The sequence below is a fragment of the Haloarcula regularis genome, assembly GCF_029338315.1.
Taxonomy (GTDB): domain Archaea; phylum Halobacteriota; class Halobacteria; order Halobacteriales; family Haloarculaceae; genus Haloarcula; species Haloarcula regularis.
In genome coordinates this window covers 309,484-326,562 of record NZ_CP119794.1, presented here as the reverse complement: position 1 = coordinate 326,562, position 17,079 = coordinate 309,484, and the positions used below count along the sequence as shown (strand labels likewise).

Sequence of the window (17,079 nt, the reverse complement as noted above, 5' to 3'; positions counted from 1 at the left end):
GACAGGGTGCCCGCTGGACGGTTATCCGGTGTTCTTCATCCCGGCGGCGATGCCCTGGACGGTCAGCCGAAGCGTGCGCTTCTCGGTCTCTGTCAGGTGAGACTGGGCCAGCAGGCGGACCTGCAGGAGGTTCAGCGGGTCAACGTAGGGGTTGCGCCGATCCAGATTCTCCTCGAGCCAGTCGCGGTCGAGCAGTCCCTCGCGGTCGGTGATCTCCGTGACGAGGTCGACGGTCCGCTCGTACTCGTCCTCGATGCGCGGGAAGATGCGGTCGCGAAGGTCCCCGTCGGCGAGGTCAGCGTACTCCCGGGCGATCTCCATGTCGGTCCGGGCCAGCGCGAGCGAGGCGTTGTCTATCTTCGTCCGGAAGAACGGCCACTCCCGGTACATCTCCTGCAGGGATTCGATGTCCCCACCGTCTTCGAGGTAGGCCTCGAGGCCGGTGGCGATGGAGTACCACCCGGGGATGATACAGCGAGCCTGGGTCCAGGAGAACACCCACGGGATGGCGCGCAGGTCGTCGACACTACGGTCCTCGCTGCGGGAGGCCGGCCGCGACCCCATGTTGAGGTTCTCGATGACCGTGATGGGGGTGGCCTGTTCGAAGTAGTCGACGAACCCCTCGGTCTCGAGCAGGTTCTGGTACTCGTCGCGGGCGGCGTCGGCCGCCGTCTTCATCGCCTCTGACCACTCGTCGGGGATGTCCTCGACCGGTTCCTGCAAGGCGTTGTAACGGGCCCGGACCTGGGCGTTGAGCATCTGTTCGAGGTTGCGCTCGGCGATGTCCTCGTTGGCGTACTTCTCGGAGATGGCCTCGCCCTGCTCGGTGAACTTGATCTGGCCGGTGACCGTCTCGTTTGGCAGGGCCAGCATCGCGTCGTTCATCGGGCCACCGCCGCGTGAGATAGATCCGCCGCGACCGTGGAACAGCCGCATCTCGACGTCGTAGTCGCCCGTGATGTTGGCCAAGCGCTTCTGGTTGTTGTACAGCGACCAGTTTGCGGCGAGGAACCCGTTTTCCTTGTTGGAGTCCGAGTACCCCAGCATTATCTCCTGGATGTTGTTCCGCGCCTCGAGCGCCTGCGAGTAGGCCTCGTTCTCGAACAGGGTCCCCATGATGCGCCGGGCGCCCGAGAGGGCGTACTCGGACTCAAGCAGCGGGACGATGTCCAGCCCGCAGTAGCCCGGCAGGTCGACGATGCCGACCTGGTCGCCCAGGAACAGGACCTCCAGGACGTGGCTGGGCTCCTCACACCAACTGATGGCGTAGGTGTCGATGGCGTCGACGCCGTACTCCTTTTGCCACTCGGCAGTCTCGCGGAACCGGCGCATGACGCGCTTGGAGTCGTCCGAGAGGCCGTCGGTCTCTGTCATGTCGATGACCGAGTCCTCCTGGAGGATTGCCTCGGTCAGGAACTCGACGCGTTCGTCCTCGTCCATCCCCTCGTAGTCGATGCCGTGGCGGTCGACGGCCTCGGCGATGGCGTTGGTGTGCATCGCGCGGTGGTCGCGCAGGTCGAGGCTGGCAAGCGAGAAGCCGAAGGTGTCGACCTTCCGGTAGAGCGGGTCGACCTGCGACTCGGCGATGACTTCGGCGTCGTTCTCGCGCAGGCTCTCAGAGATGGCCCGCAGGTCCGTCAGCAGATTCTGGGGGCCGTCGTAGCCGCCTTGCCGGACGTCGCCCACGCGCAGCACCGACTCGCGCATCAGCTTGAGCTTCTGCCGGTAGGGCTCGTCGGGGTAGCGTTCCTCGGCCTCGCTGGCGACGCCGGGGAGACGCTCCTTGTGGTCCGCGAGCCGCTCGTCGAAGCGCTCGTCGGTGTCGATGTTGTCGGCGTCCTGGCTCAGCACGCCCGAGAGTTCCTTGAGTTTGTCGCGGTACAGCGGGAGGATGGTGTCGCGCTGGCGTTCCAGCGTCTCCTCGGTGACCTCAGGGGTGACAAACGGGTTGCCGTCGCGGTCGGACCCGGCCCAGGACCGGAACTCGTAGAGCTTGGAGACGTCGACGTCCTCGTCGTACTCCTCGTCGATGGCGTGTTCGAGTTCGTCGTAGACGCGGTCGATGACGTCGAAGAGGACGTTCTCCAGATACCACTGGACGTTGAGGGCCTCGTCGGTGACCTCGGGGCGGCGGTCACGGACCTGTGGGGTCTGCCAGAGACTGGTCACTTCGGCCTCCAGGTCGCGCTCGACGAGGTCCTCCTCGCGGTCTGTCAGGCGGACCTCGTCTAAGGTCTCCAGGTCGCGAGCGACGGCGCGGAGCTTGGCCTTCACCGTCTTCCGGCGGGCCTCGGTCGGGTGGGCGGTGAACGTCGGCTGGATGAGAACGTCCTCGAGCACGTCCTCGAGCGTCTCTGCGTCGGCCCCGCGTTCGGAGAGCACCTGTACGGCCTCGGCCACGCTGTCCTCGAGGACCCCCTCCTGGCTCTCCTCGCGAATCTGTCGCACTCGGTGGCGCTCCTCGGCGAGATTGATGAGCTCGAAGTACGTCGTGAAGGCCCGCGAGACGATGTCCTGCTCGGCGGGCGAGAGGCGGTCGAGCGTACGGCCCACGTCCGTGCGCGTCTCCGCGTCGCCCCGTCGGTATTCGATAGACGACGTGCGGATCTTCTCTACGGTCTCGAAGGCGTCGGTCGACGACTGGGCCTCGAGGACGTCGCCGAGGAGCTCCCCCAGCTCCCGCACGTCCTGTTTGATATCTCTGGCGTGCAAAGTCATACCATTCCGTCCCAAGCCGAAGCGTAAAACTGTATTGAAATGGGGTGGGGTAGGCGTTCGATAATGACAAACCCGCCCCGGGTCGACCGGCGGCGGGGCCGCGCCGTCAGAGTGGCCAACGGCCCACGCGATCGCCTCCCACCGGGAGCCGGTCTACGGGGACGAAGGTTTTACCTCCGGGACCCGATCATCGGGGCAACGGCAACAGCGACCACGCATGGAGTACGCTACCAACGACGGCGTCCGCCTCGCGTACGAGCGTCGCGGCCCCACGGACGCACCGACCGTCGCGTTCGTCGAGGGCATCGGCTACGGCCGGTGGATGTGGCGCTGGCAACGGCAGGCCCTGGACGACGAGTACGACACCATCGTCTGGGACAACCGCGGGACGGGCGACTCCGACACGCCGGAGGGGCCCTACACGATGGATGCGATGGCGAGCGACCTGGCCGCCGTGCTGGACGACGCGGGGGTCGAGACGGCCCACGTCGTCGGGGCCAGCATGGGCGGGATGGTCGCCCAGCAGTTCGCCCTGGAGTACGACCGCACCCTGTCGCTGGTCCTCATGTGCACCACGCCCGGCGGCCCGGAGGCAGTCCCGATGCCCGAGGCCACGGCCGAGCGGATGTTCGAGGTCCCCGAGTCCTACGACGAGCGCGAAGCGCGCCGGTACAAGATGGCCGCGGCGATGAACGAGTCGTTCGTGGCCGAGCACGACGCCCTCGTCGAGCGCATCGTGGACTGGCGCATCGAGTCCGACGCCGGCGAGCAGGCTCTGGCGTGGCAGGCAGCGGCGGTCGACGCCTTCGACGTCCACGACCGCCTGGGGGAGATTCGGGTCCCGACGCTGGTGCTACACGGGACGGACGACCGGGTCGTTCCGGTCGAGAACGCCGCCCTGCTGGAGGCCGGGATTCCCGACGTGGAGGTGGTCCGGCTCGAGGGCGCCCCCCACCTGCTGTTCATCGAGCACAGCGACCGGGTGAACGAACGCCTTCGGGAGTTCCTCGCCGATGTCTGAGTTCGGCCGCCCCCAGGAGTGGGTCGGTGCCTGGAGCGAGAAACGCACCGCGCTCACGCCCGACCGGACCGGCCTCGTCGATGCGACGACGGGCGAGCGCTACACCTACGCCGACCTCGACCGGCGCGCGAATCGGACGGCGCGGCTATTGTGCGACCGGGGCGTCGACGAGGGTGAGGCCGTCGCCGTCGTCTCGCGAAACCGGCCGGGGCTGGTCGACCTGTTCTTCGCGACGGGCAAGACCGGGAGCGTGCTGGCGCCGCTCTCACACCGGCTGGCGCCGCCGGAACTGGGGACCCTGCTGGCCCGCGTCGACCCCGAACTCCTCGTCGTCGAAGCGCCCTTCGTCGAGCTGACTGGCGAGGCGCTCGAGGGAACAGACGTCGAGTGTCCGGCGGTGACGCTCACAGACGGCGAAGCGGGGACGTCGACCGAGGGGTCGTTCCCGGACGCCGAGGCCTACGTCGACGCGCTCCCGGCGGATGACGACCCGGTCGAGACGGCGACGCTCGCGCCATCGGACCCCCACCTCCTGCTCCACACCGGCGGCTCGACGGGCACACCGAAGGAGACGGTCCTGACTCATCGGGGCATCGTCTGGAACTCGGTCAACACCATCACCTCGTGGGGCCTGCGCGACGACGACGTGACGCCGATGGTGTTCCCGATGTTCCACACCGGCGGGTGGAACGTCGTCACCGTCCCCATCTGGCACATGGGCGGGACCGTCGTCGTCGCCCGGGAGTTCGACCCCGGCCAGGTCCTCCGGGTCGTCGAGGACGAGGGCGGGTCGGTGCTGGTGGCCGTCCCCGCCGTCCTGCGGGCGATGACCGAGCACGCGGCCTGGTCGGACACCGACCTCTCGACGCTCCGGGTCGTCAAGTCCGGCGGGGGGCCGTGCCGCCAGGCCGTCATGGAGGCCTGGTGGGACCGCGGCGTCGACCTCTCGCAGGGCTACGGCCTCACGGAGTGTGGACCGAACAACTTCGCGATGCCAGAGGGGTGGCCCCGGGAGCAAGCCGACAGCGTGGGACGACCGGCCATGCACGTCGACGCACGCGTCGTCGACGACGGCATTCCCGTCGACCGGGGCGAGGTCGGCGAACTGGAGCTGCGGTCGCCCCACGCCGCCGCCGGCTATCTGGACGCCCCCGAAGAGACGGCGGCGACGTTCGGCGACGACGGGTGGGTCGCCACGGGTGACCTCGCCCGCGTCGACGACGAGGGGTTCTACCACGTCGAGGGGCGCAAGAAACACATGTTCGTCAGCGGGGGCGAGAACGTCTATCCGTCCGAGGTCGAGGACGCCATCGCCGACCACCCGGCCGTCGACGAGGTGATCGTGGTCGCGGTGCCCGACGACCAGTGGGGCCGGGTCGGGCGCGCGGTCGTCGAGGGCGACACGGACCTGACCGTCGACGAACTCAGGGACTTCCTCGATGGCCGTCTCGCCCGGTTCAAACACCCGCGCTCGCTGGCGTTCGTCGAGACGATGCCGACGTCCGGGCCCTCGAAGCTCGATCGGGACGCCGTCGTCGAGCGGTTCGGCGAGTGACCACTAGAGAGCCTAGATACCTAGGTTATTTCCTTATTGGTCACTGCAACCTTTGTAGGACACGTGCGGGGCCCCGGCGACTCCGGAGAGACATCCCGCAGGACTGAACCATGGCCAACGGTGACAACCTAAACGGTACCCAACAACTGAGACTAACCGAGACCGAGCGCCACGAACTGCTCGCCAACGAACTGCGGCGGGAGACGATTTCGGTACTTGGCCGGGCAGCGCCACCAGTGACACTCCAGGACCTCTCACACACCATCTGGGCGACGGCAGGCGTACAGATGGAGCGACAGGGTCCCGAGCACGTGAAGGTCGCCCTGCACCACAACCACCTCCCCAAACTGACCGCCCACGGGCTCATCACCTACGACGGCGCCGAGAAGACCGTCGTCGAGATCCAGGTCAGTGACGCCTTCGACATCTAGGGGCCACGGGATACTTACCCGGGGCTGTCGAATACCCTCGAATGACGTTCGATCGTTCGAGCGGTGTCTTCCTTCATCTCACGGCGCTGCCCGGCCCGGACGGCGTCGGAACGCTGGGCGCACCGGCCCACGACTTCGTGGACGCGCTCGCGGCCGCCGACCAGTCGCTCTGGCAGTTTTGCCCGCTCGGCCCGACGGCCGGCGGCTTCGGCAACTCGCCGTACCAGGCCTACTCGGCGTTCGCCGGCAACCCGCTGCTGGTCGACCTCGAGGCGCTGCGGGCGGCCGGCTGGCTGACCGACGCCGACCTCGCGGACCGCCCCGACTTCGACGAGCACTGGGTGGAGTACGACCGAGTGAACGCTTACAAGACCGACCGCCTGCGACGTGCGTTCGAGCGGTTCCGGACGACGGCGACTGACGACGACCGGGCCGCACTCGATGCGTTCGCGGCGGCCAACGCGGCCTGGCTCGACGACTACGCGCTCTTCCGGGCGCTGCAGACGGCTTTCGACGACGATGGCTGGACGAGCTGGCCGGCGGCCGTCCGAGAACGCGACCCGGATACGCTGTCCCGCTATCGCGACGACCTCGCCGACGAGATCGAGCTCCGCGTGTTCTGTCAGTTCTGCTTCGACCGCCAGTGGCGGGCCCTCCACGAGCACGCGAACGAGCGGGGCGTCTCGCTCGTGGGGGACATGCCCATCTACATGGGACTCGACAGCGCCGACGTCTGGGCGAACCCGGACCTGTTCGACCTGGACGAGGCCAACGAACCGGCCGCCGTCGCCGGGATGCCGACGAACCCCGACGGCCACGGCGAGGGCCAGCGCTGGGGCAACCCGCTGTACGACTGGGACGCGATGCGGGCCGAGGACTACGCCTGGTGGGTTCGCCGGTTCGAGTCGTTGCTGGACCGCGTCGACGTGGTCCGCGTCGACCACTTCAAGGGGTACGAACAGTACTGGGCCATCCCGGCCGGCACCGCGAACCCGGCCGACGGCGAGTGGCGCGACGGACCGGGCGAGGCCCTGTTCGAGGCCGTCGAGGCCGCGCTTGGCGACCTCCCGCTCGTGGTCGAGGACCTCGGCGGGGTGACCCCGGAGTTGCGTGCGTTCCGGAAACGGCTGGGGCTGCCTGGCATGAAAGTCGCCCTCTACGCCGACTGGTGTGCCGAGGACCACGAGTACCTGCCCCACCGCTATCCCGAGGACTCCGTCGCGTACACGTCGACCCACGACACGACGACGGTCGTCGGCTGGTACGAGGACGTCGCCTCCGACCGTCAGCGCGACTGCCTCCAGTTTGCCCTCGATACCGACGGGTCCGCGGTCCACTGGGACGTCATCGAGGCCGTGTGGGCCACCGATTCCGTGTTCGCCATCGCGCCGTTCCAGGACCTCCTCGGACTGGGCGGGGAGACCCGGTTCAACACACCCGGGACCGCCGACGGGAACTGGACCTGGCGGCTCACCCGGTCGGGGCTTGCCGACGACGCCGTGTGGACCCGACTGTCGGACATGACCGAAGCGCACAGGCGGGACTGATCGGCGAGAAAGCGTCTAGCACACTCGTCCCGCGCGTGCGCGATCGATTAAACTGTAACTCGACGACTGGCGGTCCGGGACGTCCGTCCCGGATGTGAACGTGACGGGCGCGCTCAGTCCGTGCGGTACTCGGTCCGGAACCCGCGGAACTCCGTCCGGTGCGCTTCCTCGTCGGCCAGCAACGTCACCGCGAGGTCCTCGGTCACCGGGTCGTCCGCCGCCTCGGCGGCGTCGATGAGATCGCGGTACGTCGCGATGGCGTCCTCCTCGGCGTCGAGGACGCCCTCGATGACTGTCAGGACGTCTGTCGAGTCCGCCGGCGGCTGGAGCGACTCCTGTCGGGCGACGAAGTCCATCGATCCCGGCGGCTGGGCCTCCAGTTGCTTGAGCCGCTGGCCGATCTGTTCGGCGTGGCCCAGTTCCTCCTGAATGTCGGCCTTGAGGCTCTCTTTGATCTCTTCGGCGCGGACGCCGTCGAGGACGATGGCGTTGGTCTGGTAGTTCATCACGGTCTCGATCTCGTCGGAGTAGGCCTTGCGGAGCAACTCGACGACGCGGTTGTCTGCCATACCGGAACTTTCGCTCTCGGGAACATAAAGGGGGCGGTCGTGACAACCACCCGTCGAATGCGAGCGGCGTCGACGCGACAGGGGGCTGCCGTCAGTCCAGTGAGCGGACGAACAGCGTCGACTGGCTATCGGCCAGTTCGACGGGTTCGTCAGCGGCCGCCACGTCCAGGTCGGGCGAGGACAGCGCGATCTCCCAGCCGGCGTCGTCGACGTCGACCAGATCCGTCGGGACGACCTCCTCGGCGACGCCTTCCATCGTCGCGACGAAGAGGATCTCCTCGCTCTCGTCGGGCGCGCGACGGAAGCCGTAGTACAGCACCGTCCCGTCGGTCGGGTAGACGTAATCGAGTTCGTCGTCGCCGGTGAGGCCGGTGGTCACCCACTCGTGGTCGTGGCGGAACTCGCGGACCGCGAGGTCGAAGGCGGTCCGCTCGTCGCCCTGCTGGTCGTGCCAGTGTGCGAGGTTGAAAAACTCGCCCATGTCTCGCATCCAGTCGCGGCCCAGTTGCTCGAGTTCCCCGACCGTGAACTCGTCGCCGACGGGCGTGCCGGCGGCGTTCAGCAGGTCGACCATCTCTGCCTTGTCGTAGTCGGTCATGCTGACCACGTCGGCAAGCAGGCCGAGGAACTCGCTCAGCTCCTCGCGGGATTCGAAGCCCCACTCCTTGAGCCGCCCGAAGTGCTCGTCGCTCGCGAAGTCCTGCGGGCGGACCTGCCACTCGGGGAAGTTCGCCTCCTCCGAGAGTACCTTGAGGTTCCAGACGGCGTCCGTGTCGCGGACGAAGCCCCAGGGGGCCGCGCATGTTCGCGTGCGTGAAGTCCATCGGACAGCCGGGCATAAACCCGTGGAACAGCATCGAGGAGGCGGGGTTGTTGTACGCCTTCCGCAGTTGTTCGTTGCGGGTCTCGCCCAGGTAGCGGTTGATCTGGGGCTGGCTGAAGGGCGGGTCCGGTTCGAGCTGGGTGCCGCGGCGGATGGTGTCGTGGTTGGCGACCCCGGAGATCCAATTCTCGCCCATGTCGGCGACCTCCCTGACGCGCCACCACTTCGTCGCCCAGAACGTCTGGAGCGCTGGGGTGTTGTGCGCGAAGGTGACCGGCCCCCACTGGTAGGAGTGGGTGTTGCTCGATGAGCGTCCGGTAGGTCGAGGCAAGTTCCCAGTCCGAGCGCGGCCACGGCCGGCCGTCCTCGTAGATCATCCACGGCCGGTACTCGACGCCGGCGACCTCCTGGGTCACCCGGTCCATCTCCTCGAGGTAGTCGTCGTCGTGCCACTCCTCCTCGGCCTCGGGGTCCCAGTTCGTGAAGTCCTGGGCGCCGTCGACGCGGATGCCGTCGGCCCCGAAGTCCATCTTCCGGCGCTGGAGTTCCAGCAGGCCGGCCCGGACGACGGGTTCGAGGTAGTCGAGTTCCTGGCCGTACATGCCGGGCCCGGCGAACCACTCCTCGTTGAGCAGGGGGAGTGCGCCGTTGTCGGCGTGGCCCAGTGCGATGTCGAAGATGACCTTGACCGGTTCGGGCAGCGTGTGCAGCGTCGCGATGAGGTCGACCAGTTCGTCCGGGCGGCGCGATTCGAGGATGGCCGGGTTGACCGTCCCGAACCCGGAGATGACGATGTCGTAGCCCCAGTTGAGCATGTCCGGGCGGCGGACGTCGACCCGGAGCTTGTCCCCCCGGGAGCCGTCGACGAGCCAGTAGCCCAGTTCGTCCTCGTTTTGCGTGATTGGGGCGACGGGCATCAGCTGGACGGCGTCGTAGCCGACGAAATTGCGTTCCGCGGGCATCAGTTCCGCGTCGTCGTCGGCCAGTTTCTCGCCGATGGTCTCGAACTGGCGTTTCAGGCCCGCGAGCGTCCCGGACTCGGTGGCCGTTCCCGGGTGGATCTCGAGCATGCTCGTCGCCGGTTCGAACCGCGGGAGGCCGTCGTCCTCGGAGGCGTACGGTTCGACGCCGTCTGCCTCGAGGTTCTGGAAGTACTCGCGGTCGTCGCGCTCCTCGTCCAGGCGGTCCATGTCGTACAGTTCGGGCGGACCGTACGCGCCGAACGGCACGGAGTCGGCAAAGGGATCCGTGACGGTCTCTCGCTCGCCGTCGACCTCGTAACTGAGCCGGTACAGCGTGCCGAGTTGCTCGCGCGTTCCAGGGCGGGGCCCCTCGACGGCGGCCCACGTGAACTCGCCCTCGCGGCGAGTCTCGACGAACTGGCGGTCGAACGTGACCGTCTGCTCGTCGGCGGTCAGGTCGACGTCGTCTTCTGCCGTCAGCAGTTCGAGACGGACGTCGTCGGTCGGCACCGCGTCGACGAGCTGTGGCGTCCAAAACCCGAACTCGGCGTAGCCGTCGCGCCAGTGGGCACCGAGACGGGTTGTTATCTCCTTTGCCGCCTCGAAGCGCTCCTCGTGGGCGTCCAGTCGCTCGCGCTGCCACTCGGCGAGCGCGGCGGTTTCCTCGTCGAGGGTCCTGCAGTCAGGGAGCGACATGGCTCACTCCGACCCGGCGTACAGGACGGCGACGTTCTCGACGGTAGCGTCACCGTCGGCGGCCGAGACGTCCTCGTCGTGGACCTCGTCGAACGCGTCGACGTCCTCGTCGGGGAACGAGACGGTGGCCTCGCTCCCGCCGAAGTTCAGCGCGACGACGTAGCGGTTGCCCTCGTCGTCCTGGCGGGCGAAGGCCGTCACGGCGTCGTCGTCACACTGGTACTCGATCTCCTCGTACTCGCCCTCGTACTGCAGAGCGGGGATGGTGTTGCGCGTGTACGTGAGGTCCTGATAGTACTCCCGGAGGTCCTCCTGAGCGTGCTCCCAGTGGATCTCCCCGCGGCGGTTGCGCTCGCCGATCTCCTGGCCGGCGTAGAGCATCGGGACGCCGGGCAGCGTGAACTGTGCGGCGGCGGCCGCCTCCAGGGCCTCGCGACCGCACTCCTCGACGTAGCGCGTCTCGTCGTGGTTCTCGATGTAGAGCATGAAGCCGGCGTGGTCCGGGAAGCCCGTGACCGCGCGCTGCTCCAGTGCGTCCAGCATGTCGTCGGCGTCGGCGTCGCCGCGGCCGATCTGTCGCAGGGTGAAGTACAGCGTCGTGTCGAAGTGGATGTCGAAGGCGAGGTTGTGGAAGTCCGCGATGTACGGGATGGTCTCGTCCAGCAGGACGAACTCGGGGTGGTCCTCCTTGACGCGCTCCCTGATCTCCTGCCAGAACGGCGTCGGGACGGCCCACGCCATGTCACAGCGGAACCCGTCGACGTACTCGGCCCACTTGTCGACGGCGTCGAGCAGGTGTCGGCGCACCTCAAGGTTCGTGTAGTCGAAGTTCGCGATGTACTGCCAGTCGAAGTACGTGCCGGGCGACCCGTCGTCCTGCCACTCGTACCAGTCGCGGTACTCGGGGTCGCCGGCCTGGGCCTTCTGGAAGAACTCGTGGTCGCGCGCGGAGTGGTTCAGGACGAGGTCGAACAGGACCTTCATGCCGCGGTCGTGGGCCGCGTCCACGAGGTCGGTGAATTCTTCCTCGGTGCCGAGGTCGTCGGCGATCGAGAAGAAGTCCGTGATGTTGTAGCCGTGGTCGAAGCCGTCGTGCTGGAGGACGGGAGTGAGCCACAGCGTGTCGACGCCGTTGTCCTGGATCTCGCCCAAGTTGTCCTGGATGACCTCGAAGACCGACTGGTCCTCGTCGCCGTCCTTGTAGCCCCGGACGTAGATCTCGTAGAGGCTCATCTCCTTGCCCCACTGGGGCGGGTCGTTCAGCAGTTCGACCTCGCCGTCGGGGTGGACGCGGACGGCGTCCGGGACGCTGTACTGCTCGCCGATGGCGACGGCGTGGACGCGGAACGCCTCCTCGACGTTCTCGAGCGGGGCCGTCGCTTCGCGGTCGCCCGTCTCGAATCCCTCGGGTTCGGGGTCCCGGTCGTCGACGACGAACTCGACGTCGAGCGTCTCGTCTGTGGCGTCGCTGCTGGGCGAGGTCTTGACCGTCGCCTCGACGACGACGTCGTCGCCGCGGACGCCACCGGAGAGCTGGATGCGGGGTCGACCGCGCTGGTCGTCGCTGTCGGTGCCCAGTCCGGAGCCGCGGGCGCTCCCGCTCGCGCCGCCGGACCACTGGCCGCTGAGCCCGCTCTCGCCACTGACGCCGCTGACGCCGCTGACGCCGCTCTGGCCGCTCGCGAGGCCACCCACGGATTTCTCCGAGGGGAACACGCGGACGGTCAGTTCGTGGTCGCCGGTCGGCCCGGAGAGCACGACCGTGTAGACGCCGGCTGCGTCCGGCGTGAACGAGATGACGGCGTCGTCGCCGAGTGTGGCGTCCGACGCGGCCGGTGCGTCGCGAATCTGCCATCGGTACGTCGCGTCGGGGTTCGGGTCCCTCGGCGCGAGTTCTATGGTCTCGCCGACTGCCGCGAATCGGGGCTGCCCTGGATGCTTCATATCTATGAACCCTCTTCACGACCTAAAGTTTCTTACTCATTGAGCTCGGGTATGCGTATTAATTTGCAAAATTAATCAACTTCTTTACGCCCGATACCGGACACGTTCGATCACCTGCACACAGGTCATCGCACCGGCGGTACCCGTTCGTGCCCGTTTTCGTTGCCCCAACCGCCAATGTTTTACTCCGTCTGCCACGTTGGCCGACTAATGCGCCTGCGAACCGCCCTCAACGAATACAAGGGCCGCCTCGACGAGCCGTTTCCCGGCGAAGCACCGACGACCACCGGTGCGTTCTCCGGGTTCGGCGACCGCCTCATCTACGTCGACAGGGACGGCTCGTTTCGAGACTACTCTGCCGAACTGTCTGGCCTCCACGGCGTCGACCGGTCCCGCTTCGGTATCGATACCGGCGACTCTATCCAGTGGTTCGACGACATCGACCCGATCCGCCAGCACTACTACCGCGAGACGCCCCTCGTCGAGACGGAGTACGACGCCGGCGCCTTCAGCGTCCACCAGTACGACCTGACGCTGGGACGGGCCCACCTCACCCACGTCGAACTACGCGGCGAGGTCCCGGCGGACGCGAAACTGGTCGCCTTCCTCACGCTCGCCCCGGAAGGGAGAGAGACGCAGGTCAGCCGCCTCGTCCACGAGTCGGCCGGCTACGAAGACGAACGCGTCGTCGAGGTCTACCACCGGCGCGAACACGACTACGTCGCGGCGTCGACGCAGGTCGAGATGGCCGTCGGCAACCGCGTCGAGACGATGGCCGAGCTGCTCGACGACGCGCCGATCCAGTACCCCCGCGAGCGCCACGTCGGCAAGATGGAGCGCGGGTCGCTGACCGGCGACATCGTCGTCGCGGCCGAGCTGGAGAAGGTCGGCCGCGCGGCCCGGACGACGCTTGTCACCCAGCTGTCCGACCACGAGGAGACGACGCGCGAGCAGGCACTCAGCGACGTCACGCACGCGGCGCGGACCCACGCCTCCGTCGACGACATCCGCGACGCCGCGCTCGACCGGGCGATCACCGCGATCCCCGAGGAGACGCCCCACAGCGACGAGGTGACCGCCGACCTGCGCGCGCTGTCGCTGCTGACGGCCCCGACGGGGGCCCGACTGGCGGCCCCCGAGTTCGATCCGTTCTTCGAGCACTCGGGCGGGTACGGCTACACCTGGTTCCGCGACGACAGCGAGGTGTCGGCCGCGCTGCTGGAGGTGTCCGAGCGCATGGGCATCGAGCTCGACATCCAGTTGCTCGACAGCGCCCGCCTGTACTGCCGGACCCAGCGGGAGGACGGCACCTGGCCCCACCGCATCTGGGCGGTCGACGAGCGACTCGCCCGGATGGGCCAACGAGCGCATCGAGGGCGTCGGCAACGGCTACCAGGCCGACCAGACGGCCTCGGTGACTGCGTACCTCGCGACAATCCTGAGCGAACGCGAGGACCTGCTGACCGCGGAGGACCGCGCGCGAATCGTCGAGACAATTCAGGACGCCGTGCGCGGCCTGGACGACAGCCTCGGGGACGACGGCCTGCCGCTGCCCTGTCAGAACGCCTGGGAGGACATGACCGGACGGTTCACCCACACCACGGCGAAGTTCCTGCAGGCGTACGCGACGGTGGCGGACGCGCCACTCGAGGGCGAACTCAGGGAGCACGCGGCGACGCAGGCCGACCGCATCTACGAGGCCCTCGACACCCTCTGGAGCGAGGAGCAGGACCACTACGGGCTCCGGCTGCGCGACGGGAGTCTCGACGACCGGGCCGACTCGGCGGCGCTCGAGCTGGTCAGCGGCGTGCGGGCCTACGCGAAGATAGCACACGTCGACGACGAGACGCTGGTGCGCCTCGAGAAACACGTCGAGAACGTCGTCACGAAACTGTACCGCGACAACGGCAACGGCGTCGCGGGGCTCATCCGCTACGAGGGCGACCCCTGGCGGCGACACGAGCAGGCCCAGGAGAAGCTCTGGTCGGTGTCGACGGCGCTCGGGACGATGGCCGCCACGGAACTGGGCATCCTCGCCGACGACCTGGGGTACGACGCCGCCGAACTGCTCGACCTGGCCGGCGACCTCTACTCGCTGTTGCTGAACGACGGCCCGTTCGGAACGGACGTCGGGTTCCTGGCCGAACAGGTCTTCGACGACGGTCGGCCCGACAGCGCGGCGCCGCTCGGGTGGACCCACGCCGTCCGCCTCCAGGCCACCGCGACGCTCCGTGACCTCGGCGCTCTGCCGACGCCCGCGAAACCGGCCGGGCCCGAGGAACGGCCCCACTGGACGACCGGCGAGAAGTACGGCGTCGCGACGGTGGCCGACCACGACGCGGCCGAACCGTCGAAGGTGTGGTTCACGCTCACCGAGGGGGCGCTCACCGAGGCCCGCTACCCGCATCGACTCGATGAACCTCCGGACGATGGACTTCCTGGTCATCGACAGCGACGCGGACTCGGACTACGTCGCCCGGACTCACAACGAGTCACGCCGGGACGACCACGCCGAGACCGTCGAGCGCCGGGCGGAACTCATCGAGGAGGACGCGCTCCTGTTCCGGCACACCATCGAGGAGACGGGCGACGGCCACGGCCACAAGTGGCGGCTGGTGGCCGACTACGTCACCGACCCGAAACACGACGCCATCCTCGCGAACGTCTCGTTCGAGGCGGCCGACGACAACGAGTACCAGGTGTTCACGGTGGTCGATACGGCGCTGACGAACACCGGCGACACCGACCGTGGCCTCTTGCTTGGCCAGTCGGGCGAGTACTCGCTGGCGGCGCGGGACTCCTCCGCGTTCGACGTCTACGACGAGGAGCACCTCCTCGTCGACGAGCACGGCGAACCGTACAACGTCGCCGTGGCCCTGACCAGCGCTAACCGCTTCGACTGGGCCTCCGTCGAAGTGGCGGCCACGGACCGTGTCCGGAACCTCTTTGCCGACGGCGAGGTGCCCGACCCCCACGAGGAGGCCTACGAGGAGAACGTCGTCCTGGTCGGGCGCATCGGGACCGGGAAGTCGCTGTCTGATACGGTCGCCATCGGGTTCGCACAGGAGTCAGACACGGCCGGCGCGCTCGGTGAGGCCGACGGGGCACTGACGCGCGGGTACCACAAGGTCAAAAACGCCTACGTCGACTCCTGGGCGGACTTCCTCGAGGACAAGCAGCTCCCGGCGTCGGTCACGAACCCGCGGGAGCTGGCCGCCCAGTACAAGGCGTCGATGATGGTGCTGCAGGCCTGTGAGGACAAGACCTTCGACGGCGCGGCCATCGCGAGCCCGTCGGTGCCGTGGGGCGACGCGGTGCCCTCCGACCGGCCCAAGAGTTACGGCTACAACTTCGTCTGGTCTCGGGACCTCTACCAGACGTTCACCGCCTTCGAGGCCATCGGCGAGCTGGAGACGGCCGCGGACGCGCTGGCGTACATCTACGAGTACCAGCAGGAAGAGGACGGGTTCATCAGAACACCTACCTCCAGGGTCGCACCCGGTGGGGCGGCGAGCAGATGGACAACATCTCGTTCCCGCAGGTGATGGCCTACCACCTCGCCGAGCACGGGTACACGTTCGACGACGTCGACTACGCGTACGAGAACGTCCGGCGGTCCTCGGACTACGTCGTCCGGAACGGCCCGGTGACCGCCCAGGAGCGCTGGGAAGAGGAGTCCGGGTACTCGCCCAGCTCCATCGCCGCCGAGATCGCCGGCCTCGTCTGCGGGGCGGCGGTGGCCGAAGACCAGGGGAAGCTGGGCGACGCGCTCGTCTGGTACGCCGTCGCCGACCAGTGGGTCGAGGACGTCGAGTCCTGGACCGTCACCGAGGAGGGGACCGACGGCATCCAGCAGACGCCGTACTACGTCCGTATCACCCGGGACGGCAACCCCGACGACGCGGCGCGGCGGGCACTGGCCAACGGCGGGCCGATGATAGACGAGCGAGAGATTATCGACGGCGGCTTCCTCGAGCTGGTCCGCCTGGGCATCAAGCCCTGGGACGACGAGGTCGTCCGGAACAGCGTCGACGTCGTCGACGACACCATCCGCGTCGAGACGCCCAACGGGCCGGGCTTCTACCGCTACGTCGGCGACGGCTACGGCGAACTCGAGCGCGACGACGAGGGGGCGCCGTGGCACCCCCACGAGCCGGACGGCAAGGGTCGGCTCTGGCCGATCTTCACCGGCGAACGCGGCGAGTACGAGCTGTTCGCGGACACGACCGACGGGGAGAACGACCCCCAGCGCCTGCTGGAGACGATGGCCAACTTCGCCAACTCCGGCCGGATGATCCCCGAGCAGGTCTGGGACATCGACGACCCCAGCGACTACAACTGGGAGTTCGGCGAGGGGACCGGGTCCGCCACGCCGCTGGTGTGGTCAATGGCGCAGTTCATCCGCCTCGCACACGGTATCGAGCAGGGCGAACCCATCGAGACGCCCGCGGTGCTCCGCGAGCGCTACCTCGAGACCGAGCGGCCGGAGGGTCCCGAGCTGTGGGTCGACACGGCCTACGAGACCGGCGGCCTGGTCATCACTGTCCAGACCGACGGCGACCTCGTCGCAATCAAGACCCCCGCCGAGACGGTCGTCAGCGAACCGACCACCGGGGGGGAGTTCGTGGTCCGCGTCGCCGCGGCCGCCGGCGAGAACCGGGTGACCGTCGCCGCCGCCACCGACACCGACCTCGAGACGGCCGGAACGACGGTCGAGCGGTTCACGCTCTGACCGACGGAGCGGGCACAGCACGCGGTCTCGGCCGGCCGCCGCTGCTCGCCGTGTCGTCACTCGGTCCGTGTCCCCGGAGGT

8 protein-coding genes and 2 pseudogenes are annotated in these 17,079 nt (G+C 68.1%); 5 read left to right on the top strand and 5 right to left on the bottom strand.

Going from position 1 to position 17,079, the window contains the following annotated elements; all coding sequences use genetic code 11:
- Positions 1–21: 21 nt before the first annotated feature.
- Positions 22–2,718 (bottom strand): phosphoenolpyruvate carboxylase, encoded by a 2,697-nt coding sequence (gene ppc, locus P1N55_RS01815; protein ID WP_276277323.1) that lies wholly within the window; start codon positions 2,716–2,718, stop codon positions 22–24.
- A 217-nt stretch (positions 2,719–2,935) separates the two neighbouring features.
- Here ppc and P1N55_RS01810 point away from each other — a divergent pair, with 217 nt between their 5' ends.
- From P1N55_RS01810 to malQ, 4 genes are all read left to right on the top strand, one after another.
- Positions 2,936–3,739 (top strand): alpha/beta fold hydrolase, encoded by an 804-nt coding sequence (locus tag P1N55_RS01810; protein WP_276277322.1) that lies wholly within the window; start codon positions 2,936–2,938, stop codon positions 3,737–3,739.
- Positions 3,732–5,294: an AMP-binding protein gene (locus P1N55_RS01805; protein WP_276277321.1), complete on the top strand. Its 1,563-nt coding sequence runs from the start codon at positions 3,732–3,734 to the stop codon at positions 5,292–5,294. The genes P1N55_RS01810 and P1N55_RS01805 overlap by 8 nt, the downstream gene beginning before the upstream one ends.
- A gap of 110 nt (positions 5,295–5,404) precedes the next feature.
- Positions 5,405–5,725, top strand: coding sequence for a DUF7344 domain-containing protein (locus P1N55_RS20090; protein WP_455429082.1), 321 nt, complete (start codon positions 5,405–5,407; stop codon positions 5,723–5,725).
- Between the two features lie 41 nt (positions 5,726–5,766).
- Complete coding sequence (malQ, locus tag P1N55_RS01795) at positions 5,767–7,272, top strand: 4-alpha-glucanotransferase (RefSeq protein ID WP_276277319.1); 1,506 nt, start codon at positions 5,767–5,769, stop codon at positions 7,270–7,272.
- A gap of 113 nt (positions 7,273–7,385) precedes the next feature.
- Here malQ and P1N55_RS01790 read toward each other — a convergent pair whose 3' ends face one another.
- From P1N55_RS01790 to malA, 4 genes and pseudogenes are all read right to left on the bottom strand, one after another.
- Positions 7,386–7,841, bottom strand: coding sequence for a ferritin-like domain-containing protein (locus P1N55_RS01790; RefSeq protein WP_276277318.1), 456 nt, complete (start codon positions 7,839–7,841; stop codon positions 7,386–7,388).
- 91 nt (positions 7,842–7,932) lie between these two features.
- On the bottom strand, positions 7,933–8,850 hold the full coding sequence (gene gghA, locus P1N55_RS01785; protein ID WP_276278657.1) for a glucosylglycerol hydrolase: 918 nt from the start codon (positions 8,848–8,850) through the stop codon (positions 7,933–7,935).
- Positions 8,747–10,322: pseudogene (gene gghA, locus P1N55_RS01780) on the bottom strand (glucosylglycerol hydrolase); the annotation flags it as partial. The gene gghA (P1N55_RS01785) and the pseudogene gghA (P1N55_RS01780), both read right to left, overlap by 104 nt.
- A gap of 3 nt (positions 10,323–10,325) precedes the next feature.
- A complete protein-coding gene (gene malA, locus P1N55_RS01775; protein WP_276277317.1) occupies positions 10,326–12,266 on the bottom strand; it encodes an alpha-amylase MalA in 1,941 nt (646 codons plus the stop codon).
- 210 nt (positions 12,267–12,476) lie between these two features.
- On the opposite strand from malA, the pseudogene P1N55_RS19545 reads away from it, so the two are divergent.
- Positions 12,477–16,998 (top strand): annotated as a pseudogene (locus P1N55_RS19545) (glycoside hydrolase family 15 protein).
- Positions 16,999–17,079: the final 81 nt, after the last annotated feature.